The following is a 22705-nucleotide window of genomic DNA, read 5'->3' on the forward strand; positions in this document are numbered from 1 at the left end:
AGCGGCACCCGAACAGCTTACTCGCCCGCAAACACACTCTTCAACTTGGCAAAAAAGCCCTGGCTCTCAGGACATTCGTCGCCCGTCTCGGTTTCGCGGAAGAGTTCGAGCAGTTCGCGCTGGCGGGTCGACAGACGAGTCGGTGTCTCGACTTCGATCTGGATGACCAAGTCGCCGGTGCCGCGCCCCTGGAGCACGGGCATGCCCGCCCCGCGCTGGCGGAGCTGCTTGCCCGACTGGATACCCGCCGGAATCTTGATCTCATGGCTACGGCCGTCGAGGCCGGGGATGGACAGCGAACCGCCGAGCGCCGCCGTGGTGAAGCTGATCGGCGCGCGCGCGAACAGGGTCGTGCCTTCACGCTCGAACAGGGCGTGCCGCTTCACATGGAGGAAGATGTAAAGGTCGCCCGCAGGAGCACCACGCGCGCCCGCCTCACCCTCGCCGGACAGGCGGATACGCGTGCCCTCGTCGACGCCCGCCGGGATGTTGACGGCCAGCGTCTTGGTCTTCTCGACGCGGCCCTCGCCGCGACAATCGGGGCAAGGATCGGCGATGATCTGGCCCGCGCCCTGGCAGACCGGGCAGGTGCGCTCGACGACGAAAAAGCCCTGCTGCGCGCGGACCTTGCCATGGCCGCCGCAATGCTGACAGGTCTTGGCGCTGGTCCCGGCCTTGGCCCCCGTGCCGTCGCAGGTGTCGCACGCCGCAGAGACATCGACGGTGATCTCGGTCTGCTTGCCGTGAAACGCCTCTTCGAGCGTGATTTCCATGTCGTAGCGCAGGTCCGCGCCGCGCCGGGCCTGTTGCCGGCCGCCGCCACGCCCGCCACCCATGAACTCGCCGAAGACGCTTTCGAAAATGTCGGAAAAGGCACCGAAATCCTGCGCACCGCTGCCGCCACCGCCGCCCATGCCCTGCTGGAACGCGGCATGGCCATAACGGTCATAGGCCGCCCGCTTCTGGGGGTCCTTCAGACAGTCATAGGCTTCGCTGATCGCCTTGAACTTGGCCTCGGAGTCCTTGCAGCCCGCATTGCGGTCCGGATGGTACTGCATGGCCAGCTTGCGGTAACGCGACTTGATCGTCGCATCGTCCGCGGTGCGCTCGCATTCGAGCAGTTCATAATAATCGATCGTGGTGCTCATGCCCGGTCTCGCCCCGTCCGCCCGTGCGCGCTTCGACTCCGGCCCGACCGGCGGGAGCGACGCCGCGAAGCGCTTCAGTCATGGGCCCCGGCTTCACTCAACCGGGGCGGTATTCAATCGCCAAAGCCATGGCCCGGCCCACCCGAAGGCAGGCCGGGCGCATGCGCCTTACTTGGTGTCGTCGACTTCCGAGAATTCGGCGTCGACCACATCGTCCTGCTTGGCCGCACCCGCCTCGGCAGACGGCGAGGCTTCGGCCTGCTGCTGCTTCTCGTAGATGGCCTGGCCCAGCTTCATCGCCACCTGAGCGAGGGCCTGCGCCTTATCGTTCATGGTGTCGGGGTTGCCACCCTCGACCGCCGTCTTGGTCTCGGCGATCGCCGCCTCGATTTCCGACTTCAGCGACGCGTCGACCTTGTCGCCATTGTCGGCCAGCTGACGCTCGGTGGTGTGGATCAGCGACTCGGCGTTATTCTTGGCCTCGGCCTCGGCACGACGCTTCTTGTCCTCTTCCGCGAACTTCTCCGCGTCACGGACCATCTGGTCGATGTCGTTGTCCGACAGACCGCCCGAGGCCTGGATGCGGATCTGCTGCTCCTTGCCGGTGCCCTTGTCCTTGGCCGAGACGTTGACGATGCCGTTGGCGTCGATGTCGAACGTGACCTCGATCTGCGGCACGCCGCGAGGCGCAGGGGGAATGCCGACCAGGTCGAACTGACCCAGCAGCTTGTTGTCCTGCGCCATCTCGCGCTCGCCCTGGAAGACCCGGATCGTCACCGCATTCTGGTTGTCGTCGGCGGTCGAATAGACCTGGCTCTTCTTGGTCGGGATCGTCGTGTTGCGGTCGATCATCTTGGTCATGATGCCGCCCAGCGTCTCGATACCCAGCGACAGCGGAGTCACGTCGAGCAGCAGCACGTCCTTGACGTCGCCCTGCAGCACGCCCGCCTGGATCGCGGCACCCATAGCGACGACTTCGTCCGGGTTCACGCCGGTGTGCGGGTCCTTGCCGAAGAAGTTCTTCACGACCTCACGGACGCGCGGCATGCGGGTCATGCCGCCCACCAGCACCACGTCGGCGATCTCGTCGGCCTTCATGCCCGCATCGGCGAGCGCCTTCTTGCAGGGCTCCAGCGTACGCTGGATCAGGTCCTCGACCAGACGCTCCAGATCGGCGCGGGTGATCGTCTTTACCAGATGCTTCGGGCCGTTCTGGTCGGCGGTGATGAAGGGCAGGTTGACCTCGGTCGACTGGGCCGAGGACAGCTCGATCTTCGCCTTTTCGGCCGCTTCCTTCAGACGCTGGAGCGCCAGCTTGTCCTTGGCGAGGTCGATGCCCTCGTCCTTCTGGAAGCCCGATGCCAGGAACTCGACGATCTTGTTGTCGAAGTCCTCGCCGCCCAGGAAGGTGTCACCGTTGGTCGCCTTCACCTCGAACACGCCGTCACCGATCTCGAGGATCGAGATGTCAAAGGTGCCGCCGCCAAGGTCATAGACCGCGATCGTCTTGCCGTCCTGCTTCTCCAGGCCGTAGGCCAGAGCAGCCGCCGTCGGCTCGTTGATGATGCGCAGCACTTCGAGGCCGGCGATCTGGCCGGCGTCCTTGGTCGCCTGGCGCTGGGCGTCGTTGAAATAGGCCGGAACCGTGATGACCGCCTGGGTCACCGTCTCACCGAGGTACGATTCGGCGGTTTCCTTCATCTTCTGGAGCGTGAAGGCCGAGATCTGCGACGGGCTGTAATCCTTGCCGCCCGCATTGACCCACGCGTCACCGTTGGGGCCGCGCGCGATCGAATACGGGACCAGTTCCGTGTCCTTCTTGGTGACGGGGTCGTCGAAGCGACGGCCGATCAGGCGCTTCACCGCGAAGATGGTGTTGTCGGGGTTGGTCACCGCCTGACGCTTGGCAGGCTGGCCGATCAGCCGCTCGCCATCCTTGGCGAAGGCGACGATCGACGGCGTGGTGCGCGCGCCTTCCGCGTTTTCGATAACCTTGGGCTTGCCGCCCTCCATGACAGCGACGCAGCTGTTGGTGGTGCCGAGGTCGATGCCGATCACTTTTGCCATAAGTCTCTAAATGCCCCTCAAGAACATAGTCTGGAAGTCCAATGCCGGGGCCGTCCGGTCCCGAAAGCGGCAACCGGAAACCCCGTTCACGAAGCCGGATATAGGTGGGCGATTTGTTGCCGCAAGATTAGATGGAACCTAGGGTCGTGTCAGGATTTGCCGAAACGGGAGGGTTTGCCATGCGTCGTGCGTTTTTTTGGGGGCTTTGCGCCATATCGAGCGTGGCCATGCTCACGGCGTGCAGCGGCAAGCCGACGCTGGAGAGCGCGGACGGCTGGGTCCGCCTGTCCGCCGTACCGGGACGCCCGGCCGCCGCCTATTTCACCATCCATGGCGGTTCCCAGCCCCTGAAGCTGATCGACGTCAGCAGCGACGTCGCGATCGGCAGCGAGATGCATGAGGGCGGCATGGCGATGAAGAAGGTCGCGGCCGTCGATATTCCGGCGGGCGGCACCGTCACCTTCCAGCCGGGCGGGCGGCATGTGATGCTCTACAACATGAATCCGGGCGTGAAGCCGGGGCGCATCCTGTCGCTGCTCCTGACCTTTTCCGACGGCACCCGGCTGCGCCAGGGCGCGCGGGTGATCGCGGCGGGCGATCCCGCGCCGACCGGATCGTGACGAAGCGCTTCCTCACCCCGGCCGAGGAAGCGCTGGCCCGCAGCGTCTTCGGCGATGCGATCGATTATGCCAAGGTACGGCTGTCGCCGACCAAATGGGCCTTCTTCCAGCCGCGCGACACGGCGATGGCCCCCACCGGCTGCATCCATTTCCATCCCAAAGGCGGGCTGTGGCGCGAGGATTTCGGCACCTGCCCCTTACACGAACAGGGGCTGTTCGTGCATGAGATGGTCCATATCTGGCAGCATCAGCAGGGCATCTTCCTGCCGCTGAAGCGTCATCCTTTCTGCCGCTATGACTATGCGCTGAAGCCCGGTCAGGCCTTTGCCCGCTATGGGCTGGAGCAGCAGGCGGAGATCGTTCGCCATGCCTTTCTGCTGAAGCGCGGGGCGGTGGTGGCGGGGGCGCCGGCGGTGGCGCAATATGAGACGCTGGTGCCGTTTCGGGGGACTTAGCGGGTGCTGGTCCTTTGGGGTGAGTGCCCTCCCCCATCCCCTCCCGCCTGCGGGAAGGGAGCGCTGCGCGGTTAGGTTTCGGCCTGCCCGAGCTGAGGCGCTTGCGGTAGCCGCAGGCACGCCCCTCCCGCAGGCGGGAGGGGATGGGGGAGGGAAAGCCCCAGACCCTGCAAGCAAAAAGGGCGGACCGACCGGCCCGCCCTTCGTCAAAAGTCTAGAAAGCCCAAGTCAGTCCGGCTTCTTGGCCACCGCGACCAGCGCGGGGCGGAGCAGACGGTCCTTGATCATATAGCCCGACTGCATTTCCTGCACGATCGTGCCCGGCTCCTGGTCGGACGGCATTTCGATCATCGCCTGATGCTTGTTCGGGTCGAGCGGCTGGCCCATCGCCTCGATCTTGGTGATGCCGTGGCGGCCCAGCACGCTGTCCAGTTCACGACCCGTGGCGTCGAGGCCGGTCACCAGCCCCTTCCACTTGTCATCGGTGCGCAGATCGGCCGGGATCGCCTGCAGCGCGCGCTGGAGGTTGTCGGCGACCGACAGGACATCGCGCGCGAACGCGGTCGCGGCATAGTTGCGCGCGTCGGCCGCTTCCTTCTCGGCGCGGCGACGGACATTCTGATTCTCGGCCTGGGCGTAGAGATATTGCTGCTTGGCCTCGGCCAGCTGGTTCTCCAGCTCCGCGACGCGGTCCTGCACCGCCACTTCGGGCGCGGCCTCGGCCGTCTCTTCACGCAGGTCGTTCTGGGTCTCGTTGGTCGTATTCTCGCTCATCATAATCCCTGTTCAGCCCATCATCCGGGCGAGCGTTGCCGCCGTGAAATCCACCATGGGCACGACGCGGGCATAGTTCAACCGCGTCGGCCCGATTACGCCGACCACACCGACCACTTGGCCGTCCAGGCCGCGGAAAGGCCGGGCGATCACCGAAGACCCGGAAAGCGCGAACAATTTGTTCTCCGCGCCGATGAAGATACGCGTCGAATCCCCGGCGCGCGCCGAATCGAGCAGACTGGCGATTTCCTGCTTGCCCTCCAGATCGTCGAGCAGGTCGCGGACCCGCTCCAGATCGGCGGCAGCGGCGGCATCGATCAGCCGCCCCTGCCCGCGCACGATCAGGATCGGCCGCCGCGCGCCGTCTTCGCTCCAGACGATCAGCCCCTGTTCGACCAGCGCCCGCGCCGCACCGTCCAGCGCCGCGCGCCCCGCCGCAAGCTCGCGCTCCAGCCGCTCGCGCGCCTGTCCCAGCGTGAGGCCAGCGAGCGTGGCGGACAGATAATTGCCCGCCTCGATCAGCGCCGAGCCGGTCATGCCCGCAGGCAGTTCCAGCACGCGATTCTCGACCGCGCCGTCCTCGGCGACCAGCACGGCCAGCGCCTGGGTCATCGACAAGGGCACAAAACCGATCGAGCGCAGCTTCATCTCGCGCTTGGGGACCATCACTAGTCCCGCGCAGGCCGACAGCCCTGACAGCACCGCCGTCGTCGCCGCCAGCGCTTCCTCGACCGGACCGGAGCGCGCCGCGCGGGCCTCGATCGCGGCGCGTTCCTCGATACTGGGCTCCATCGCGTGCATCATACCGTCGACGAACAGGCGCAGGCCGATATCGGTCGGCATCCGCCCCGCACTGGTATGCGGCGCCGCCAGCAACCCGCGCTCCTCCAGTTCCTGAAGGACGTTGCGGATCGAGGCGGGCGACAGGTTGATCCCCGACAGCGCGATCGTCTTCGATCCCACAGGCTGACCGCTGGTCAGATAGCTGTCGACCACCACACGAAAGATATCGCGCGCCCGGTCGGTCAGTTCGGTGATCGGTGGGGTGACCATGACGGAAATGTAGGCACGCGTACCGCACCACTCAACCGCGATCGGGAGACAATCTCCTTCTTCTCCGCGTCCTCTGCGTCCTCTGCGCGCAAAGAAAGAAAGTTGGTTCACGCGGAGGCGCGGAGACGCGGAGGAAGGGCGAAACAATCTCCGCGGCTCCGCGTCTCCGCGTGAGAAAATTTCGCGCAGAGGCGCAGAGGACGCAGAGAGAAGAGTGTCTTCCGATCGCCGCCGTCCCATCTGGCGCTCTACGCGGGGGGCGGTTAGGGCTGATGCCAAGGAACAAGGAGAAAATTATGCGCCCGTCCGGCCGGATGCCCGACCAGATGCGTCCCATCACCATCGAACCGAATTTCACCCGCCACGCCGAAGGTTCGGTGCTGATCGGGTTCGGCGATACCAAGGTGCTCGTCACCGCCAGCGTCGAGGAACGCGTGCCCCCCTTCCTGCGCGGCAAGGGCGAGGGCTGGGTCACGGCCGAATACGGCATGCTCCCCCGCGCCACCCATACGCGCGGCAGCCGTGAAGCGGCCAAGGGCAAGCAGTCGGGCCGCACCCAGGAAATCCAGCGGCTGATCGGCCGTAGCTTGCGCGCCGTCTGCGACCTGAAGGCGCTGGGCGAGCGGCAGATCACCATCGACTGCGACGTGATCCAGGCCGATGGCGGCACCCGCACCGCCGCCATTTCGGGCGCCTGGGTCGCGTTGCGCATGGCGGTCAACAAGCTGATGGCCGAGGGCAAGCTGGCCAGCGACCCGATCCGCAACAAGGTCGCCGCCGTGTCCTGCGGCATCCATCAGGGCACGCCGGTCCTCGATCTCGACTATATCGAGGACTCGAACGCCGATGCCGACGCCAATTTCGTGCTGATCGAGAATGGCCACATCGCCGAGGTCCAGGCGACCGCCGAGCACGCCACCTATGACGAAGAGGCGCTGCTGCGTCTGCTCCGTCTCGCGCGCATGGGCTGCACCGAGATCTTCGCGGCGCAGGACCGGGCGATCCGCGCATGAGCGGCGAAGGCAATGGCCGCCAGGCGATCCGCAAGCTCGAACCCGGCAAACTGGTCCTCGCCAGCCACAACAAGGGCAAGATCGTCGAATTCCGCGAACTGCTGGCACCTTACGGCGTCGAGGTGATCGCGGCCGGCGACCTGGACCTGCCCGAGCCCGAGGAGACCGGCACGACCTTCGTCGCCAATGCCGAACTGAAGGCGCTGGCCGCCGCCGATCTGTCAGGCCTGCCCGCTTTGTCGGACGACAGCGGGCTGTGCGTCGATGCGCTGGGCGGCGATCCGGGGCTGTTCTCGGCGCGCTGGGCGGGGCCGACCAAGGACTTCGCCATGGCGATGCGCTCGGTCGAGGATCGGCTGAACGAGGAACCTGATATGAGCCGCACTGCGCATTTCGTCTGCGCGCTCGCGGTCGGCTGGCCCGACGGGCATGTCGAATGGTTCGAGGGTCGCGTCGACGGCACGATCGTGTGGCCGCCGCGCGGGGACAAGGGCCATGGCTATGACCCGATCTTCCAGCCGCTGGGCAAGACCGAGACCTTTGCCGAGATGGACCAGGACGAAAAGAATCGCATCAGCCACCGCGCCGACGCATTCGGCCAGTTGGTGAAGGCGGTGTTCTAAGGCTGGTGGAGGGGTGTCGCCCTATCGAGGGCGAGACACCTCTCCGTCAGGCCTGACGGCCTGTCACCTCCCCTGCAAGGGGAGGAAATACCCTATCCCTTCGCCAGCCGCTTCTGGTTCGCGGTTACCGCCCGGTGCACCGGTGCCATGGCCTGGACCGGCATTGATGCGCCGATCAGCATGGCACGCGCCATCGTTTCCCACGCATCGATGACCCCGCCGCGCGGGTCATGCTGCGACAATCGCGACAGCGCCGCCTGATCGCGGTTCCAGACCTTGGCCGACTGGTCGAAGGCCTTCACCTTCTCGCTGACCATCAACGTCATCTCCGCGATCGAAGAGGTGCCCGTCGCCATCGCCCCCATGCGAGTCGCGATCACGCTCTGCGCGCTCAGCATCGCTTCGCTCGCCATCACGGCGAAGCGAGCAGGCGCGGTCCAGAAGGCGAGCCACGCCATCGGATCATAGGGATTGGCCATGTGCGTCAAACCTTTCGTCCGTCCCGGCCTGAGTCAGAAAGCCCGCTCGCCAAAGACGTTACCGGTGGGGCTATAGCGACAAACGAGGAAGTCGTCGTCCGCATTGCTCGCCATCGCGCAACCGACCGCCGTAGACCGGGCCCAAACGATCTGGGTGTAATGGCCGACATCGCCGAACTGGCCCGTCCGGCTGGATTGCGGCACCGGCAGGTTCACGAAATTGCTCCGCTCGGCCAGCCAATGGCCCATCATCTCGTCATAGCGATAGGCGCCGCGCGTACCGGTCCACAAATTCTCGCCCTGCCGGGTCGGCCCCTGCGGCTGTTCGGCATGCTGAAAGCGGCCGGTCCGCGCCATCTCCTGCGCATAGGCGAGCGCGCTGGCGGCCAGCCCTTCGTCCCAGCTCAGCGGCGGCAGGCCCACCGACGCGCGCGCCGCGCGGTGCCCCTCGAGCATCGCCCGACGCAACAGCCCTGCCCCCCGCGCCGTCGGCGTGTCGGAGGCGCGTTCCTCGACCACCCGAGCGGGCGGGCTCTCGACACCGCCGGTCTGCGACGGCACGACGGGACCACAAGCCGCCAGCACGATCGCAAAGGTGGCGGCGAGGATGGGAATCGATAAGAGATGGCGAAGCGTGCGCATCGCCGCCATATCGGGCGACATCATGTCCTCCGCAATATCGTCCCGTTCGTCATCGGCTCCCTCCCCGCTCGCGCTCTATGTCCACTGGCCCTTCTGCGTCTCCAAATGTCCCTATTGCGACTTCAACAGCCATGTCCGCGAGTCGGTGGACCAGGCCGCCTGGGCCAAGGCGCTGCTCGCCGATCTGGCGCATGAGGCGGAGGCCCTGCCCGGGCGGCGGCTGACGTCGATCTTCTTTGGCGGCGGCACGCCGTCGCTGATGCCGCCCTCCACGGTCGCCGCGATCCTCGACGCGGCCGAGCGCCATTGGGGCTTTGCGGAGGATATCGAGATCACGCTGGAGGCCAACCCCTCCTCGGTCGAGGCGGCGCGCTTCGCCGACCTGGCCGCCGCCGGGGTCAACCGCGCCTCGCTGGGCGTGCAGGCGCTGGATGATCAGCCGCTGCACTTCCTCGGCCGCGCGCACGGCGTCGACGAGGCGCTGCGCGCGCTCCAGACCGCGCAAGGCCTGTTCGGACGCGTCAGCTTCGACCTGATCTATGCCCGCCCCGGTCAGCCGCTACCCGACTGGGAGGCCGAGCTGACCCGCGCGATCGGCTATGGCACCGAGCATCTGTCGCTCTACCAGCTGACGATCGAACCCGGCACGCGCTTCCACACCGAAGCCGCCGCCGGGCGGCTGGTGATCCCCGACGGCGACGCCGCCGCCGATCTGTTCGAGACGACGCGCAGCATCACCGCCGCCGCCGGCCTGCCCGCCTATGAAACGTCCAATCACGCCGCGCCCGGCGCGGAGAGTCGCCACAACCTGACCTATTGGCGCTATGGCGACTATGCCGGGATCGGCCCCGGCGCGCATGGTCGGCGAGAAGGCGTGGCGACGGTCCGGCGCAAGAAGCCGGAAAACTGGATGACGGCGGTCGACCGCAACGGCCACGGCATCGAACAGGAGGAAAGCCTCCCCCCCGTCACCCGCGCGACCGAAGCGCTGGTCATGGGCCTGCGCCTGACCGAAGGCGTCGACCTGTCCCGCGTCACCGCCCTTGCCGAAGGACGACCGATGGTGAACGAGGACGCCGCGACGCGAATGGCTGCACAGGGGCTAATCCGGCGCGATGGCGACCGGTTGATCGTCACTGATGCGGGCGCCCTGCTGCTGGACGCGATCCTGCGCGATCTGGTGGTGACGGATGATTAGGGTCTGGTCCACGCCCGTGGAAACGGCACCGCCCTACTGAACCAGATTCGTCGGATCAGACCTTAATCGCGCACCGCCTCGCGCAGCCAGGCGAGGTAGGTCGGCGCGCCCTCTATGATCGGCGTCGCGATGATTTCCGGCACATCGTAGCTGTGCAGTGCCGTGATCGCCTCGCACAGCTCGGCAAAACGCCCCCGCACCGTCTTGATGTGCAGCATGATCTCGGGATCGTGGCGGACCTGCCCGTCCCAACGATACCAGCTTTCGATCGGCCCAGCCTGAACGCAGGCAGCCAGCCGCCGCTCGACCAGCACCGTGGCAATCGCGGCGGCCTCGCCTTGAGAGGAGGCCGCGCACGTTACCAGAAGCGCTTCGTCGTCGTCTGGACTCACCCCCCGAATCCGGTCGGCGCGGGCGAAACCGTCACTGCGGTGCCGTCGCGGATTTCCTGCACTTCCAGCGCGCGTTCGGCCACGCCGTCGCGGCCGAAGCGGAAGGCGCCGTCGATGCCGGCGAACCCGTCTGACGCGCGCAGGCGCGCTTCGGGGAAGGGCGCGTTCATCTTCCAGTCGCGGGCGATCCGCACCGTCAGCAGGACCGAGTCGTAGCCCAGGCTCGACAGGCGATAGGGCGCCGTCTTGAACCGGGCGCGGTATTTGGTCGCATATTGCCGGTAGAGCGCATTCGACACGCTCGCGAACCAGGCGCCGTTGAGCGGCGCGCGCGCGGCGATGCCCGATTCCGAATTCCACAGCTCGGTCCCCAAGAGCCGCGTCGTCGCGCCGGAGCCGCGCTTGATGATCGGGGCCGCCGCCGCCGCGGTCGCGCCGCCATCGGCGATCAGCACAGCGTCATAGGGAGCCTTGGCGTTCAGCCGCTGCGCCGCCGCCGCGACGCCGCCCGCCACCCGGCCATAAGGCTGGAGCGAGACGACCTGCCCCCCCGCGCCTTCGACCGCGCGCAGGAACGCGGTGGACGCGCGCTCGCCATACAGGCCGTTGGGGACGAGCCCGGCAAAGGTCGTGACGCCGCGCCCGCGCGCATAGTCGACCACCCGCTCGATCGACTGGGCGGGGGTATAGCCCATCAGATAGGTGCCGCCCCCCGCCACGCCGCTATCGTTGGAGAAGCTGATGACCGGCACGCGCGCGGCACGGGCGATGGGGGCGACCGCGCGGACATCCTCGGACAGCAATGGCCCCAGGATCAGTTGCGCGCCCTCGGCGATCGCCTTTTGCGCCGCCGCCGCCGCGCCGGGCGTGGTGTCGTAATTGGTGATTCGGATCGTGTCCGCCTGCGCATCGAGCAGCGCCATCATCGTCGCGTTGGCGATCGACTGCCCCACCCCGGCATTGCTGCCCGACAATGGCACGAGCAGCGCGACGCGGTGGCGCGCGGTGTCGCGCGGCAGGCCTGGTTCGACCTCGGTCGAGGGGCGCGGCCTGGAGGGGGCGGGACCGGTCGGCTGCTGGTCGACCGGCCCACGCGGAACGATCGTCTGGCACGCCGCGAGCATCAGCGTCGTCGCCAGCGCGACACCGCGCCCCCACCACCGGACCCGAATCTGGGGAGCGCCCGAATCTGCGGCCCCCGGTTGTACGAACAGCCTTGCCTCTGTCATGACGATCCCCGTGACCCAACCTGAACACACTCTCGAACCCGGGCTGTACATCGTCGCGACCCCGATCGGCAATCTCGGCGATCTGTCCCCGCGCGCGGCCAACATATTGACAAACGCCGATGTCATCGCGGTCGAGGACAGCCGCGTGACCGCCGGACTGCTCCGCCATATCGGCGTCAAGCGGCCCATGCAGCCCTATCACGACCATAATGCCGAGCATGTCCGCCCCGGCCTGATCGCGCGGATGGCGACTCAGGCGGTGGCGCTGGTGTCGGACGCGGGAACTCCGCTGATCTCCGATCCCGGATACAAACTTGTGCGCGACGCGCGCGCGGCGGGCCATGCCGTGGTGACGATTCCGGGCCCGTGCGCCGCCATCGCCGCGCTGACGCTGGCCGGTCTACCGACCGACCGCTTCCTGTTCGCGGGCTTCCTGCCGCCCAAGGAAAAGGCGCGCGCCGATGCCATTGCCGAGATTGCCACGATCCGCGCCACCCTGGTCCTCTACGAATCGGGTCCCCGTCTGGCGGCGACGTTGACCGCGCTGGCCCAAGGGCTGGGCGACCGCGAGGCGGCGGTGACGCGCGAGATCACCAAGAAGTTCGAGGAGGCGGTGACCGGCACCCTCTCCACCCTCGCCGCGCGCTATGCCGAAGGTGGCCCCAAAGGCGAAATCGCCATCGTCGTGGCGCCGCCCGGCGAAGCGCCCCCGGCGACCGAGCAGGATGCGGATACTGCCCTGGCCGAGGCGCTCACCCGCCTGCCCGTCGGTCGTGCAGCCAGCGAGGTCGCCAAGGCGCTGGGGCTGGACCGTAAGGCGCTTTATGCCCGTGCTCTGGCGATGAAGGGCGATAATTCAGGCGATTAGGCTCGGGCATTAGCGATTCGGCAAGAGTCGGCGGCGCAAGAACATAAGCAGGAGCCGCCATGTACGCCTTCACCTTTCGCCATGACATCAATCTGCTGGATATAAGCTGGAACGGGCTGTTCACGCCCGAGATCGCCCGGCGCTATGCCCATGAGTTGCTGAACGCCTTTCGGCACAGCGGCTTTCGCCCCGGCTATCGCTTGCGCATCGACATGTCCGCAATCACGGTCCAGCCCAAGGACGCGATCATGACCGTGCACGAGGCCCTGCGCGACTTCCCCCGCGCCAGCCGGATCGCGATGATCAACGGCAGCGCAGTCGGCCGCCAGCAGATCCGGCGGCTGATGACCCAGCCCTATCTGCGGGTGTTCGACACTGCGGCGGACAGTCTGGCCTGGCTGACGGCTCCGGAGGAATTGGCGGCCTGAGAAGGGCAGGCAGGAGCCGCCCTCGCCGTAGAGCGCCCGTTGACTCGCTTTACGGATGACGCCGAACAGGCCGATGCAATGATGGCCCAGCCCCTGAATTTTGCGTGTTGGCCAGCCCTGCTTGCGATCCCCTATGCTTCGCTGCAAGCATGCCTCATGGCGCGCCCGCAACCGACCAAAAAAGTATCTGATCCACGTCGCCTTCAGGCCGAACAATCCGGCCGTCGCGGCGAACGCCTCGCCGCCTGGTGGCTGCGCCTAAAGGGCTGGACCATCCTCGACCGTCGGGTGCGCACGCCTGCGGGCGAGGTCGACCTGATCGCCCGGCGCGGGTCGCTGGTCGCGTTTGTCGAGGTCAAGACGCGCAAGACCGCCGCCGAGCTGGACTTCGCGATCGACGAGCGGCGGCTGGCGCGGGTGGCCGCGGCCGCCGAAATACTGATGCCGAGCTATGCCGGGCCGGGCGATGACATTCGCGTCGATGTCATCCTGCTCGCGCCGGGCACGCGGCCGCGCCATATCGAAAACGCATGGTGCGGGTGACAGGCACGCAGGCAGCGATTACCTCCCGTCCGCAACACCCCAAGGAAGGAAGCCCCCATGTCGAAGCCGCTGACCGTCGCCGTCCAGATGGACCCGATGGACCAGATCAACATCGCAGGGGACTCGACCTTCGCGCTGATGCTGTCGGCACAGGCGCGCGGGCACCGGCTGTTCCATTACGATGCGGGCGACCTCAACTGGTCGGACGGACATCTCTGGACCAGCGCGCATCCCGTCACCGTGCAGCGGGTCGCAGGGGATCACTATAGCTTCGGCGAACCCGTCAAGCTGGACCTGGGCGACGAGGCCGATGTCGTGCTGATGCGACAGGACCCGCCCTTCGACCTGGGCTATATCACCGCTACCCATCTGCTGGAGCGGGTCGCCGAGAAGACGCTGGTCGTCAACAATCCGCGCAGCGTGCGCAACGCGCCGGAAAAGGTCTTCGTGCTCGACTATCCGCAGTTCATGCCACCGACACTGGTCACCCGCTCGCTCGACGAGGCGCGTGCCTTCCTGGCCCAGCATGGCGAGATCGTCATCAAGCCGCTGCACGGCAATGGCGGCAAGGCGATCTTCAAGGTCGGCCGCGACGGCGCGAACCTGTCCGCGCTGATCGAGGTGTTTAACACCGCGTACCGCGAACCGCATATGGTACAGGCCTTCCTTCCCGCCGTGGCCAAGGGTGACAAGCGCATCGTCCTGATCGACGGTGAGGTCGCGGGCGCGATCAACCGCCTGCCGGGCGAGGGCGAAATCCGCTCCAACCTGGCGGTCGGCGGCTCGGCGCAGAAGACCGAGTTGACCGAGCGTGAGCGCGAAATTTGTGCGGTGCTGGGGCCGGAATTGAAGCGGCGCGGGCTGCTGTTCGTCGGCATCGACGTGATCGGCGGCGAATGGCTGACCGAGATCAACGTCACCTCTCCCACCGGCATCGTCGCGATCGAAAAATTCGACGGAACGGATGTCGCGGGTCTGATCTGGGACGCGATCGAGGCGAAGGTCGCGGCCAAGGCGTAACTTTTTTCCTCCCCTTGAAGGGGAGGTGGCGCGCGTAGTGCGACGGAGGGGTGTCCCGCTCTCGATAGGGGCGACACCCCTCCACCAGCTTTACTGGTCCCCCTCCCCTTGCAGGGGCGGAATGATGCAGGGCGGAACCCATCCCCCTCTCCATGCTTTTCTCCGCCGAGCAAGGAAGGGCAAGAGCATGGGTGCAACGACCATTGGCGCCATGGTGGGCGCCGCCATCGACGGCATGTCGGGCGACGACGGTGTCGCCGACGGCGCGGTCATCGGTGCGGTGACCGCTAATGTCCTGAAGATAGTGCTGCCGCTCGCCATCACCTACGCGGTCGGCTGGGCGGTGTTGCGCGGCGCGGGCGAGATCAAGGACCGGGTTTTCGGAGAGACAGCATGATCGGACGTATCATTGGGGCGCTCGTTGGGCGCGAAGTCAGCCGTCGTGAAGGCAATGACGGCCTCAAGGGTGCCGCCATCGGCGCGCTGGCCGTGGGCGGGATGCGCCGCCTGGGCCCGCTGGGTCTGCTGCTCGGCGGCGGTTATGCTGCCAAGAAGGCGTATGACCGGCATAAGGCGAACAAGGCCGCGAGCGGCCGCTACTAACAAGACTTTCGTCCATTCCCCATGCCGCAGCGCGTCAAGCATGTCTTGACGCGCTGCGATTGCGTGCGTCAAAGGCAGGCATGTCCAATTCGCCCGCCCATCCCGACGATCCCCACAAGCTGAAGCGCCGCGGCATGTTGTTCGTGCTGTCCTCGCCCTCTGGTGCGGGCAAGTCGACGATCGCGCGCAAGCTGCTGGCCGATGATGACGGCCTGCAGATGTCGGTTTCGGCCACGACGCGCGGGATGCGGCCGGGCGAAGTCGACGGCAAGGACTATCATTTCGTCGACCTCGAGGAATTTCGCCGCATGGTGGCGAATGACGAGTTCCTCGAATGGGCGCATGTCTTCGACAACCGCTATGGCACGCCGCGCGCACAGGTCGAGGCGATGCTGGCCGCCGGCAAGGACGTGCTGTTCGACATCGACTGGCAGGGCGCGCAGCAGCTGTTCCAGATCGCGGGCGGCGACGTGGTCCGCGTGTTCATCTTCCCCCCCTCAATGGAGGAACTGCGCCAGCGACTCGAGCGGCGCGCGACCGACTCGGTCGAGGTGATCGACGCCCGCATGGCCCGCGCGGCCAACGAGGTCAGCCACTGGGACGGCTATGACTATGTCCTGGTCAATGACGATGTCGAGCAATGCTTCCAGGGGGTGAAGACCATCCTCCAGGCCGAACGGCTGAAGCGCTCGCGCCAGACCGGGCTGATCGGGTTCATTCGGAAGCTGACGACGAAGCACTGACGCTTTCGATGGTGGTCCGCCCAGCGCGCTGGTTACGCCAGCGCTCCTAGGAACCGGACCGCCGCGTCATATTCCCGCCGCTTGGCCTCGCGCGCCTCGATCGCGAGATAATCCTCGCCCCATATCTCGGCCTGGAAATCCTCGTCGACATGAGCGGCCTGCCACACGCCATCCGCATCCGCCGCGCCCTCCAGCAGGGCCAGGCCTAACACCAGCGATCCGGTGATCGTCACCACCGGAGAGAGCGCCGCCAGCCGGAACGGATCGAGCACCGCCACCGCCTGGCCCAGCCGCTCGACGGTCGCCTCGGGCTGGGGCTGGTGCATGATGCCGGTCACCAGCGTGAAATGGACGTCATAGCGATCCCGCGCCCAGTCGAGCAGCGGGTTCCAGACCGCATCCTGTCGCTCCACCAGTTCGGGCGGCGAATCGGCGCGGTAGCAGAGCAGATCGGTCTCCGCGTAACGCGCCAGCCCCTCGGCAAAGGGGGCCGGGTCCGCCGCGATCCGGTCGATCGCCGCATTGGCCAACCCGGTCAGCGGCATGGCACGCGGATCGACCGTTTCCTTTACACCGCGCCACTCGTCCGCCACCGCCTCGGCCAGCGCAGGCGTCGGTAGCGCCAGCGGCACCCGGCCCGGCGTGCGCACCGGCCGGTCGTCCAATCGCACGACTCGCTCGGCATCGACGGTGACGCCTTTCCAGAACCGCTTCATTCGCCGTCACTCCGCCAGCGATGGGCAAGGCCGGTCGGCACCACCGCGATCATGCCCAGCGCGGAAAAGACGATGGCGACGCCCAGCGCCTTGTGCGGCCACGCCACCCCGCGCGACGCCAGCACCACACCGAACAATGCGCCCGCCACGCCGATCAGGCGCACGCCCATGATGATGAACCAGCGCCGCCGGGCCAGGCTTTCGCGGCTCATGCGCGCACCAGCAGGGCGGGCAGGTCCGCCACCTCTTGCGCCACGACCTCGGCGCCCGCGCTCACCAGTTCATGCACGTCATGATAGCCCCAGGCGACGCCGACCGCGAACGCGCCCGCCGCCTTGCCCATCGCCATGTCGAAGCTGGTGTCGCCGATCATCGCCACGTCCTCCGCCGCAACCCCGGTATCGGCCATGGCGGCCAGTATCATCGAGGGGTCGGGCTTCGACGGATGCCGATCGGCGGTCTGCAAGGTCACGAAATGATGCGCCAGCCCGTGTTCGGCGAGCACCCGCGCCAGACCGCGATCCGACTTGCCCGTCGCCACGCCCATCAGCCAACCCTGCGCCGCCAGATGGTCGAGCAGCGCGGGAATGCCCTCGAAAAGGGGCTCGGGCTCCATCGCCCCCTCCGTGCGCAGGCGGAAGAACGCCGCCTTGTAATCCATTGCCAACTGATGGTGCGCCGCCTCGCTCTCCTGCGGCGCGAGCACGCGCATCGCCTCGACCAGGCTGAGCCCGACGATTCGGCGAATCGCGGCGGCGGGTGGTGGGGTCAGGCCGGAAAGGCTGAACGCCTCCACGGCGGCGAGGCAGATATTGGCCTGGCTATCGACCAGGGTGCCGTCGCAATCGAACAGGGCAAGGCGCGGGCGCGTCATCGCCCCCTCCTATCGGCAAGCCCGCATGGGGGGAAGCATGACGTTTCGCATGAACAACAGCTAACAACCGCATTCAGCATCGGAACATGGCGAATCACCCATAAGGGCTTCAACGACGACGGGAATCACCCCGCCGCCGCCGGTTTGAAGATCAAGGGAGATTGTGATGTTCAAGAAGCTCTCGCTCGCTGCCGCCGCCCTTGCCGTCGGCGCCACGGCTATGGTTCCGACCGCTGCCTCGGCGCAGCGTTATTATGACCGCTACGACCGCGCCTATGGCGATGCCTATTCGGACGGTTACAACCGTGGTCCGCGTTACGATCGCGGCTATCGGGGTGATCGCGGCTATTACGACCAACGCGGCTATGCCTATCGCGGTCCGCAGCGCTGCAACAACGGCACCACGGGCACCATCGTCGGCGCGATCGCCGGTGGCCTGCTGGGCCGCACCATCGACACCCGGGGCGACCGTACCCTCGGCACGATCCTGGGCGGTGGCGCCGGTGCGCTGGCCGGTAACGCGATCGAAAAGTCGAACAACCCCGGCTATTGCCGTCGCTAACGGGACGGGGCGCAAAGCCCCCTCCCATGACATCGAAAGCCCCGTCGACCCAGGTCGGCGGGGCTTTCGTTATGCTCGATCCTCCCCGTGCCGGGGAGGATCAGGTCAGCGTGCGCCCCGGCCCCGCCGCTCGCCGCGCCGCTCCTTGCGATATTGTTTGGCGTGGGCCTTGGCGCGCTGCTTCAGCACGTCCTTGGGCGGCGGGCCGCGATCCTCGTCCTGGGGCAGGACGTCGCCGCGAATCTCGTCGAAGCCGAGCTGGTTCATCGATTCGGCGAAGTGGGTCGGCAGTTCGGCGGTCTGGTCGATGCGGCCGCCATCGGGATGGTCGACGCGTATGCGGCGCGCGTGCAGATGCATCTTGCGGCTGATCCCGCCGGTCAGGAACGCCGCCGCGCCGCCGTATTTGCCATCGCCGACGATCGGGTGACCGATCGCCGCCATATGCACGCGCAGCTGGTGGGTGCGGCCGGTAAACGGCTGCAACTCGACCCAGCAGCAGCTGTTGCCCGCGCGCTCGATCACGCGGTAACGTGAGCGTGCCGACTGGCCGTTTTCCTCGTCGACATGCATCTTTTCGCCGCCGGTGCCCGGCTGCTTGGCGATGGGCAGTTCGATCGTGCCGTCATCGATCGAGGGCACACCGACGACCAGCGCCCAATAGATCTTCTTGGCGGTGCGCCCCGAAAAGGCCTTGGCAAAGAACGCCGCCGCGCGGGCGTTGCGCGCGACCAGCAGCGCGCCCGACGTATCCTTGTCCAGCCGGTGGACCAGCTTGGGCCGCCCCTCCGCCTCGAACTGCAACGCATCGAGCAGGCCGTCGACATGGGTGGTCGTCTTGGTCCCGCCCTGCGTCGCCAGGCCGGGCGGCTTGTTCAGGACCAGGGCGTCGCGATCCTTGTGGATCACCATCTCGCGCGCAAACGACTCCTCATCCTCGGACAGGATATGGCGCGGGCGCATCGTCGGCTTGCTGCTTTCGGCCAAAGCGGGCTCGGCGGGGGGCACGCGCAGCACCTGGCCCGCCGCGATCCGGTCGCCCGGCGTCGCGCGCAGGCCATCGACGCGCAGCTGGCCGGTACGCGCCCATTTGGCGACCGTGGTGAAGCTGGTGTCGGGCATATGCCGCTTGAACCAGCGGTCCAGCCGGATACCGTCATCGTCATAGCCGACCGTGAATTGGCGGACCGAGTCCGTCATGCAAACATCCTTGTAATCGAAAGTCCGGCCCACAACGCGGCCAGCGAACCCAGCAACGACAAGGCGATATAACCGAGCGCGACCGTCACCTGGCCACGTTCGATCAACGTGATGGTATCGAGCGAGAAGGAGGAGAAGGTGGTAAAGCCCCCCAATATCCCGACGCCGATGAACATGCGCCACCCCTCGGACCCGCCATGGCGCGCGAGCACTCCGGCCAGCACGCCCATCAGCAGGCCGCCCACCCAGTTGACGGTCAGCGTGCCATAGGGAAAGTCCGGTCCGAACGTCTGGAGCATGAACCGCCCGGTCAGATGCCTGGCCCCCGAGCCCAGCGCGCCGCCCAGCATCACGAGTAGAAGCGGTGACATAATTCTGCCGCCCTTAGCGCAACGCCGCGTTTCACGCAAAGGACAAGCGGATGGGCATTCTATTCCTCCCCTGCAAGGGCAGTACTTTCTACCCGCCCTTCACCACCAGATCGATATCGGTGCCGCCATCGCGCGGGGTGGCATAGACCATGTACGCCGCCCCGCCCCGCGTGCCACCCAGCACATGCTGCCCGCCGTCCATCTTGTGCTCGGTGGTATACCCTGCCCCGCTGGCGCGGGTGTAATAATAGTCGATGACCTTGGCCGGCGGCGCGGCGGTGCGCAGCGACACGATGCGAAAGGCGCAGGCGTTGGCGTCGTTGCCCGCCGCCTCCGCGACCTGCGCGCCCGGATAGGGGGCGAAGGCACCCGGCAGCCGCTGCGCCCAGCCAGCCGAGTAACGCAGACCCGACAGGCAGGCAGCGTTGGCAGCCTGCTGCCCCGCCTTGGCCGCCAGCGTGAACGCCCCTGCCGAGGCGCGGCATTCGGGGCAATCGCGCGAGGCGGCGGGCGCGGCCTTCAGCGTGCGCGGATCGACCGGGTCGGCGGGCAAGGGCATGGACGGCACCGTGTCGCTGGCAGGCCGGTTGGGCGGACGCACGGCATTGGCGTTGGAGGTCTGGGTCAGGCCGGGATCGACCATGATCTGACCGGCCAGCGCCTCGCGCAACTGCGGGTCGCGGGCAGGACTGCCGTCGTTCATCGCGGCGAGTTCCTTGTCGAGCGCATTGAGCTGCCCATCATCGTCCGACTTGCCGCCGCACGCGGCAAGTAACAGGCATCCCAGCGGAATCAGCAGCGGTCGCATCTTGGCCATCATGACCGTGCCTTAGCATGGGGATGCGGTCCGATCCTTAACGACCGGCTCCGAAGGCGCACCTGTTCGTCCCAGCGCGGGATGACAGGGCAAGGCACCGCGCGGTTCTTGCAGTCCGGCATGACGGTCGCCATCTTTCGGGTCATGCTGAACCTGTTTTCCATCCTCATCGGCCTGGTCGCCCTCGTGCTGGGGATCGTGCCGTTCCTGCCCTTCTTTGCCTGGGGCTATTGGTTCGTCATTCCCATCGCGATCATCGGCGCGGCGGTCGGCGCGCTGTCGTCACGCGACACGGGGCGCAATCTGAACCTGATCCTCATCCTGATCTTCGGTCTTCGCCTGATGCTGGGCGGCGGGTTCATCTAACAGCAAACGGCCCGGCGGGCTTTCCCACCGGGCCGTGCTTTTGGTCGCCAAGGCGACTTAGCGGCAGCGGACCTGACCGCGATCGATCTGCTGGCCCAGCAGCGCGCCGCCGCCCGCACCGATCACGGTGCCCAGCAGGCGCGAGCCGCCGCCCGCGATCACATTGCCCAGCGCGCCGCCCGCCAGACCACCGATCACCAGGCCGGTCGTGCCGTCGTTGCGACGACAATAATAACGGCCGTTCATGCCCCGATAGATGCGATCGTTGCGGCCCAGCGCGCGCGGCTGATAATAGCGGCCGTCACGATAATAACGCTCGGGATAGTAGCCGCGCTGGCCCGGCTCGAAGCGGTTATAGTCGTAATTGCGCCAGCGGACGTTCCGCATATCCTTGCGATAATCCTTGCGCGCGTCGCGAATGTCTTCGCGATATTCGCGCCGGGCCTCGCGGATGTCGCGGCGCGAATCGGCGTTGCGGACGTCGCGGTTATAGTCGCGGCGGGCGTCGCGAACATCTTCGCGATATTCCTGGCGCGCTTCCCAGCCAGTGCGCTGCGCCTCGGCAGGAATGGCCGCAAAGGCGGTGGCGGCGATCGTCGCCGACAACAGAGCGATACGCATAACTGAACTCCCGTTGATGATGGAGAATAGAACCCGCGCCATCCCGCAATGTTGCGTGAACAGGAAACTACGTCATGTTCACCGGCAATACAGGGCGATCTGTTCTGTCACCCTCAACAGATCATGAAACGAGAAAGGGCGCCACCCGAAGGTGACGCCCCTTTGCTTCCCGACGGGGAAGAACTTTCTTAGCGGCAGCGACGATTGCTGGTGCCGCGTTCGATCTCGCGACCGGCCAATGCGCCGACGGCAGCACCGCCCAGCGTACCCAGCGTGCGGTCGCCGCGCGTATCGATCGTGCGACCCAGCAGCGCACCGGCAACGCCGCCGACCACCAGGCCAGTGGTGCCGTCGGGCTTGCGGCAGCGAACGCGACCGCGATCGTCGCGCCACTCGCGATACTTATAGCGACGCTGCGCATCGGCGGCGGTGGCCGGGAGGACGAGCGAAGGGACGACCATGGCGGTGCAGCCCAGGGCAAGCATCAATTTCCGCATGACAAACTTCCTTTTCGATGTGTTCTGACGCCGTAACGTTCCAATTCTACTGTCCGTTGCATGAACGTGAGATAACGTCGCGTTCATGTCGCTGACGGTCTTTCCGGAGGAGGAAAGCCCCTCTAGGGTCGCCCGTGATGCTGCCCCAACCGACCGCCATGCTGCCCGCCGTGATGCCCTGGCTCGACCTGGCGGGGCTGGCCGTCTTCGCGGTGTCGGGTGCGCTGGTGGCGGCCAAGCATCGCCAGACGATGGTCACGCTGGTCTTCTTCGCGCTCATCACCGGTGTCGGCGGTGGCACGCTGCGCGACCTGCTGATCGATGCGCCGGTCTTCTGGGTGCATGACGCGCGGGTGCCGCTCGTCTGCCTGATCGTGGCAGTCGCGGTCTGGGCGACACCGGAGCGCTGGTGGCGGGGCAGCGCGCTCGACTGGTTCGATGCGGTGGGGTTGGCGGCCTACGCCGTCTATGGCGCGGCGAAGGCCAGCGGCTATGGCATCCCGCCGATTCCGGCGGCGATGCTGGGCGTGGTCTCGGCCTGTGTGGGAGGCATTATTCGCGACGTGATCGCGGGCGAACCGTCGATCCTGATGCGGCCCGAGCTATACGTCACCGCTGCCGCGCTCGCCTCGACCAGCTATGTGGTGCTGATGCAACTGGGCGTCCCGGGCGCGGGGCCGATCGCGGCGCTCGCGGGTTTCCTGCTGCGCGGAGCGGCGATCCATTACCGGATCGCCCTGCCCGCCTATCCGGCCAAGGGGTGGGAAGATCGGGGGTAAGACC

The 22705-nt window shown here is 66.8% G+C and carries 31 protein-coding genes; 15 read left to right on the forward strand and 16 right to left on the reverse strand.

The window, feature by feature from the left end; all coding sequences use genetic code 11:
* Positions 1-17: 17 nt before the first annotated feature.
* Positions 18-1148, reverse strand: coding sequence for a molecular chaperone DnaJ (gene dnaJ, locus SB4_RS07760; RefSeq protein WP_058752109.1), 1131 nt, complete (start codon positions 1146-1148; stop codon positions 18-20).
* Between the two features lie 168 nt (positions 1149-1316).
* Positions 1317-3215, reverse strand: coding sequence for a molecular chaperone DnaK (dnaK, locus tag SB4_RS07765; RefSeq protein ID WP_058752110.1), 1899 nt, complete (start codon positions 3213-3215; stop codon positions 1317-1319).
* Between the two features lie 227 nt (positions 3216-3442).
* Here dnaK and SB4_RS07770 point away from each other — a divergent pair, with 227 nt between their 5' ends.
* Positions 3443-3835 (forward strand): copper chaperone PCu(A)C, encoded by a 393-nt coding sequence (locus SB4_RS07770; protein WP_058752111.1) that lies wholly within the window; start codon positions 3443-3445, stop codon positions 3833-3835.
* Complete coding sequence (locus SB4_RS07775) at positions 3832-4290, forward strand: hypothetical protein (RefSeq protein WP_058752112.1); 459 nt, start codon at positions 3832-3834, stop codon at positions 4288-4290. The genes SB4_RS07770 and SB4_RS07775 overlap by 4 nt, the downstream gene beginning before the upstream one ends.
* Positions 4291-4518: 228 nt before the next feature.
* Here the strand turns inward: SB4_RS07775 and grpE are convergent, their stop codons facing one another.
* Both grpE and hrcA read right to left on the reverse strand, forming a co-directional pair.
* Positions 4519-5064, reverse strand: coding sequence for a nucleotide exchange factor GrpE (gene grpE / locus SB4_RS07780; RefSeq protein WP_058732185.1), 546 nt, complete (start codon positions 5062-5064; stop codon positions 4519-4521).
* A gap of 12 nt (positions 5065-5076) precedes the next feature.
* Positions 5077-6117: a heat-inducible transcriptional repressor HrcA gene (hrcA, locus tag SB4_RS07785; protein WP_058752113.1), complete on the reverse strand. Its 1041-nt coding sequence runs from the start codon at positions 6115-6117 to the stop codon at positions 5077-5079.
* Positions 6118-6413: 296 nt separating this feature from the next.
* Between hrcA and rph the strand changes: the two genes are divergently transcribed.
* Positions 6414-7130 (forward strand): ribonuclease PH, encoded by a 717-nt coding sequence (rph, locus tag SB4_RS07790; RefSeq protein ID WP_056433287.1) that lies wholly within the window; start codon positions 6414-6416, stop codon positions 7128-7130.
* Positions 7127-7753, forward strand: a complete 627-nt coding sequence (gene rdgB, locus SB4_RS07795; RefSeq protein ID WP_058715352.1) for an RdgB/HAM1 family non-canonical purine NTP pyrophosphatase — start codon at positions 7127-7129, stop codon at positions 7751-7753. Before rph ends, rdgB begins: the two co-directional genes overlap by 4 nt.
* A 92-nt stretch (positions 7754-7845) precedes the next feature.
* Here the strand turns inward: rdgB and SB4_RS07800 are convergent, their stop codons facing one another.
* Together SB4_RS07800 and SB4_RS07805 are read right to left on the reverse strand one after the other, a co-directional pair.
* Positions 7846-8232, reverse strand: coding sequence for a hypothetical protein (locus SB4_RS07800; protein WP_058732161.1), 387 nt, complete (start codon positions 8230-8232; stop codon positions 7846-7848).
* 33 nt (positions 8233-8265) lie between these two features.
* Positions 8266-8898: a CAP domain-containing protein gene (locus SB4_RS07805; RefSeq protein ID WP_241488532.1), complete on the reverse strand. Its 633-nt coding sequence runs from the start codon at positions 8896-8898 to the stop codon at positions 8266-8268.
* Here SB4_RS07805 and hemW point away from each other — a divergent pair.
* A complete protein-coding gene (hemW, locus tag SB4_RS07810; RefSeq protein WP_058752139.1) occupies positions 8897-10072 on the forward strand; it encodes a radical SAM family heme chaperone HemW in 1176 nt (391 codons plus the stop codon). The genes SB4_RS07805 and hemW overlap by 2 nt on opposite strands.
* 62 nt (positions 10073-10134) lie before the next feature.
* On the opposite strand, the gene cutA is transcribed toward hemW, so the two are convergent.
* Together cutA and SB4_RS07820 are read right to left on the reverse strand one after the other, a co-directional pair.
* Positions 10135-10464, reverse strand: a complete 330-nt coding sequence (cutA, locus tag SB4_RS07815; protein ID WP_193753761.1) for a divalent-cation tolerance protein CutA — start codon at positions 10462-10464, stop codon at positions 10135-10137.
* Positions 10461-11693 carry a penicillin-binding protein activator gene (locus SB4_RS07820; RefSeq protein ID WP_058752115.1) on the reverse strand — a complete coding sequence of 411 codons (1233 nt, stop codon included), beginning with the start codon at positions 11691-11693 and terminating at the stop codon, positions 10461-10463. The genes cutA and SB4_RS07820 overlap by 4 nt, the downstream gene beginning before the upstream one ends.
* On the opposite strand from SB4_RS07820, the gene rsmI reads away from it, so the two are divergent.
* The 7 genes from rsmI to gmk all read left to right on the forward strand — a co-directional run bounded on the left by rsmI (position 11692) and on the right by gmk (position 15898).
* Positions 11692-12561: a 16S rRNA (cytidine(1402)-2'-O)-methyltransferase gene (gene rsmI / locus SB4_RS07825; protein ID WP_058715348.1), complete on the forward strand. Its 870-nt coding sequence runs from the start codon at positions 11692-11694 to the stop codon at positions 12559-12561. The two genes, SB4_RS07820 and rsmI, sit on opposite strands and share 2 nt — an antisense overlap.
* 59 nt (positions 12562-12620) lie before the next feature.
* Positions 12621-12989 (forward strand): hypothetical protein, encoded by a 369-nt coding sequence (locus SB4_RS07830; protein ID WP_058752116.1) that lies wholly within the window; start codon positions 12621-12623, stop codon positions 12987-12989.
* Between the two features lie 156 nt (positions 12990-13145).
* Positions 13146-13532 carry a YraN family protein gene (locus SB4_RS07835; RefSeq protein ID WP_058752141.1) on the forward strand — a complete coding sequence of 129 codons (387 nt, stop codon included), beginning with the start codon at positions 13146-13148 and terminating at the stop codon, positions 13530-13532.
* A 57-nt stretch (positions 13533-13589) separates the two neighbouring features.
* Positions 13590-14552, forward strand: coding sequence for a glutathione synthase (gene gshB, locus SB4_RS07840; RefSeq protein WP_058752117.1), 963 nt, complete (start codon positions 13590-13592; stop codon positions 14550-14552).
* Positions 14553-14739: 187 nt separating this feature from the next.
* Positions 14740-14949, forward strand: coding sequence for a hypothetical protein (locus tag SB4_RS07845; RefSeq protein WP_058752118.1), 210 nt, complete (start codon positions 14740-14742; stop codon positions 14947-14949).
* Complete coding sequence (locus tag SB4_RS07850) at positions 14946-15155, forward strand: hypothetical protein (protein WP_058732169.1); 210 nt, start codon at positions 14946-14948, stop codon at positions 15153-15155. The genes SB4_RS07845 and SB4_RS07850 overlap by 4 nt, the downstream gene beginning before the upstream one ends.
* Before the next feature lie 80 nt (positions 15156-15235).
* Positions 15236-15898 (forward strand): guanylate kinase, encoded by a 663-nt coding sequence (gene gmk, locus SB4_RS07855; protein WP_193751603.1) that lies wholly within the window; start codon positions 15236-15238, stop codon positions 15896-15898.
* Positions 15899-15930: 32 nt separating this feature from the next.
* Here gmk and SB4_RS07860 read toward each other — a convergent pair whose 3' ends face one another.
* Genes SB4_RS07860 through SB4_RS07870 form a run of 3 tightly spaced genes read right to left on the reverse strand, consistent with a single transcriptional unit; the run spans position 15931 to position 17488 of the window.
* Positions 15931-16614: an ATP12 family chaperone protein gene (locus SB4_RS07860; protein ID WP_058752119.1), complete on the reverse strand. Its 684-nt coding sequence runs from the start codon at positions 16612-16614 to the stop codon at positions 15931-15933.
* Positions 16611-16826: a hypothetical protein gene (locus SB4_RS07865; RefSeq protein ID WP_058715341.1), complete on the reverse strand. Its 216-nt coding sequence runs from the start codon at positions 16824-16826 to the stop codon at positions 16611-16613. Before SB4_RS07865 ends, SB4_RS07860 begins: the two co-directional genes overlap by 4 nt.
* A complete protein-coding gene (locus SB4_RS07870) occupies positions 16823-17488 on the reverse strand; it encodes an HAD-IA family hydrolase (RefSeq protein ID WP_058752120.1) in 666 nt (221 codons plus the stop codon). Before SB4_RS07870 ends, SB4_RS07865 begins: the two co-directional genes overlap by 4 nt.
* Positions 17489-17654: 166 nt before the next feature.
* Between SB4_RS07870 and SB4_RS07875 the strand changes: the two genes are divergently transcribed.
* Complete coding sequence (locus SB4_RS07875; protein ID WP_058715339.1) at positions 17655-18050, forward strand: glycine zipper 2TM domain-containing protein; 396 nt, start codon at positions 17655-17657, stop codon at positions 18048-18050.
* Positions 18051-18155: 105 nt separating this feature from the next.
* On the opposite strand, the gene SB4_RS07880 is transcribed toward SB4_RS07875, so the two are convergent.
* From SB4_RS07880 to SB4_RS07890, 3 genes are all read right to left on the reverse strand, one after another.
* A complete protein-coding gene (locus SB4_RS07880; RefSeq protein WP_058732172.1) occupies positions 18156-19250 on the reverse strand; it encodes an RluA family pseudouridine synthase in 1095 nt (364 codons plus the stop codon).
* Positions 19247-19621 carry a fluoride efflux transporter CrcB gene (crcB, locus tag SB4_RS07885; RefSeq protein WP_082670055.1) on the reverse strand — a complete coding sequence of 125 codons (375 nt, stop codon included), beginning with the start codon at positions 19619-19621 and terminating at the stop codon, positions 19247-19249. Before crcB ends, SB4_RS07880 begins: the two co-directional genes overlap by 4 nt.
* Positions 19622-19709: 88 nt before the next feature.
* Positions 19710-20441 carry a hypothetical protein gene (locus SB4_RS07890; RefSeq protein WP_058752121.1) on the reverse strand — a complete coding sequence of 244 codons (732 nt, stop codon included), beginning with the start codon at positions 20439-20441 and terminating at the stop codon, positions 19710-19712.
* A gap of 117 nt (positions 20442-20558) precedes the next feature.
* Here SB4_RS07890 and SB4_RS07895 point away from each other — a divergent pair, with 117 nt between their 5' ends.
* Positions 20559-20804, forward strand: a complete 246-nt coding sequence (locus SB4_RS07895; protein WP_240954595.1) for a hypothetical protein — start codon at positions 20559-20561, stop codon at positions 20802-20804.
* Positions 20805-20861: 57 nt separating this feature from the next.
* Here SB4_RS07895 and SB4_RS07900 read toward each other — a convergent pair whose 3' ends face one another.
* Positions 20862-21425 carry a glycine zipper 2TM domain-containing protein gene (locus tag SB4_RS07900; RefSeq protein WP_058752122.1) on the reverse strand — a complete coding sequence of 188 codons (564 nt, stop codon included), beginning with the start codon at positions 21423-21425 and terminating at the stop codon, positions 20862-20864.
* A gap of 188 nt (positions 21426-21613) precedes the next feature.
* The gene (locus tag SB4_RS07905) at positions 21614-21922 is read right to left on the reverse strand and encodes a glycine zipper 2TM domain-containing protein (protein ID WP_058715332.1); all 309 of its coding nucleotides are present in this window, start codon (positions 21920-21922) and stop codon (positions 21614-21616) included.
* 137 nt (positions 21923-22059) lie between these two features.
* Here SB4_RS07905 and SB4_RS07910 point away from each other — a divergent pair, with 137 nt between their 5' ends.
* Complete coding sequence (locus SB4_RS07910) at positions 22060-22701, forward strand: trimeric intracellular cation channel family protein (RefSeq protein ID WP_058752123.1); 642 nt, start codon at positions 22060-22062, stop codon at positions 22699-22701.
* The last annotated feature ends 4 nt before the right edge of the window (positions 22702-22705 follow it).

The sequence above is a fragment of the Sphingomonas sanguinis genome, from assembly GCF_001476905.1.
Taxonomy (GTDB): Bacteria; Pseudomonadota; Alphaproteobacteria; order Sphingomonadales; family Sphingomonadaceae; genus Sphingomonas; species Sphingomonas sanguinis_B.

Bases quoted from the DNA above. Each gene is read 5' to 3' on its own strand.
- rph (WP_056433287.1), top strand. From the start codon at position 6,414: ATGCGCCCGTCCGGCCGGATGCCCGACCAGATGCGTCCCATCACCATC.
- SB4_RS07830 (WP_058752116.1), top strand. From the start codon at position 12,621: ATGTACGCCTTCACCTTTCGCCATGACATCAATCTGCTGGATATAAGC.
- SB4_RS07805 (WP_241488532.1), bottom strand. From the start codon at position 8,898: ATGATGTCGCCCGATATGGCGGCGATGCGCACGCTTCGCCATCTCTTA.
- SB4_RS07875 (WP_058715339.1), top strand. From the start codon at position 17,655: ATGTTCAAGAAGCTCTCGCTCGCTGCCGCCGCCCTTGCCGTCGGCGCC.
- SB4_RS07910 (WP_058752123.1), top strand. From the start codon at position 22,060: ATGCTGCCCCAACCGACCGCCATGCTGCCCGCCGTGATGCCCTGGCTC.
- SB4_RS07880 (WP_058732172.1), bottom strand. From the start codon at position 19,250: ATGACGGACTCGGTCCGCCAATTCACGGTCGGCTATGACGATGACGGT.
- SB4_RS07870 (WP_058752120.1), bottom strand. From the start codon at position 17,488: ATGACGCGCCCGCGCCTTGCCCTGTTCGATTGCGACGGCACCCTGGTC.
- SB4_RS07835 (WP_058752141.1), top strand. From the start codon at position 13,146: ATGGCGCGCCCGCAACCGACCAAAAAAGTATCTGATCCACGTCGCCTT.
- hrcA (WP_058752113.1), bottom strand. From the start codon at position 6,117: ATGGTCACCCCACCGATCACCGAACTGACCGACCGGGCGCGCGATATC.
- rsmI (WP_058715348.1), top strand. From the start codon at position 11,692: ATGACGATCCCCGTGACCCAACCTGAACACACTCTCGAACCCGGGCTG.
- SB4_RS07800 (WP_058732161.1), bottom strand. From the start codon at position 8,232: ATGGCCAATCCCTATGATCCGATGGCGTGGCTCGCCTTCTGGACCGCG.
- SB4_RS07905 (WP_058715332.1), bottom strand. From the start codon at position 21,922: ATGCGGAAATTGATGCTTGCCCTGGGCTGCACCGCCATGGTCGTCCCT.
- SB4_RS07895 (WP_240954595.1), top strand. From the start codon at position 20,559: ATGACGGTCGCCATCTTTCGGGTCATGCTGAACCTGTTTTCCATCCTC.
- dnaJ (WP_058752109.1), bottom strand. From the start codon at position 1,148: ATGAGCACCACGATCGATTATTATGAACTGCTCGAATGCGAGCGCACC.
- SB4_RS07900 (WP_058752122.1), bottom strand. From the start codon at position 21,425: ATGCGTATCGCTCTGTTGTCGGCGACGATCGCCGCCACCGCCTTTGCG.
- hemW (WP_058752139.1), top strand. From the start codon at position 8,897: ATGTCCTCCGCAATATCGTCCCGTTCGTCATCGGCTCCCTCCCCGCTC.
- gmk (WP_193751603.1), top strand. From the start codon at position 15,236: ATGTCCAATTCGCCCGCCCATCCCGACGATCCCCACAAGCTGAAGCGC.
- gshB (WP_058752117.1), top strand. From the start codon at position 13,590: ATGTCGAAGCCGCTGACCGTCGCCGTCCAGATGGACCCGATGGACCAG.
- SB4_RS07860 (WP_058752119.1), bottom strand. From the start codon at position 16,614: ATGAAGCGGTTCTGGAAAGGCGTCACCGTCGATGCCGAGCGAGTCGTG.
- dnaK (WP_058752110.1), bottom strand. From the start codon at position 3,215: ATGGCAAAAGTGATCGGCATCGACCTCGGCACCACCAACAGCTGCGTC.
- SB4_RS07865 (WP_058715341.1), bottom strand. From the start codon at position 16,826: ATGAGCCGCGAAAGCCTGGCCCGGCGGCGCTGGTTCATCATCATGGGC.
- rdgB (WP_058715352.1), top strand. From the start codon at position 7,127: ATGAGCGGCGAAGGCAATGGCCGCCAGGCGATCCGCAAGCTCGAACCC.
- SB4_RS07850 (WP_058732169.1), top strand. From the start codon at position 14,946: ATGATCGGACGTATCATTGGGGCGCTCGTTGGGCGCGAAGTCAGCCGT.
- SB4_RS07820 (WP_058752115.1), bottom strand. From the start codon at position 11,693: ATGACAGAGGCAAGGCTGTTCGTACAACCGGGGGCCGCAGATTCGGGC.
- SB4_RS07890 (WP_058752121.1), bottom strand. From the start codon at position 20,441: ATGATGGCCAAGATGCGACCGCTGCTGATTCCGCTGGGATGCCTGTTA.
- grpE (WP_058732185.1), bottom strand. From the start codon at position 5,064: ATGAGCGAGAATACGACCAACGAGACCCAGAACGACCTGCGTGAAGAG.
- SB4_RS07845 (WP_058752118.1), top strand. From the start codon at position 14,740: ATGGGTGCAACGACCATTGGCGCCATGGTGGGCGCCGCCATCGACGGC.
- SB4_RS07770 (WP_058752111.1), top strand. From the start codon at position 3,443: ATGCTCACGGCGTGCAGCGGCAAGCCGACGCTGGAGAGCGCGGACGGC.
- crcB (WP_082670055.1), bottom strand. From the start codon at position 19,621: ATGTCACCGCTTCTACTCGTGATGCTGGGCGGCGCGCTGGGCTCGGGG.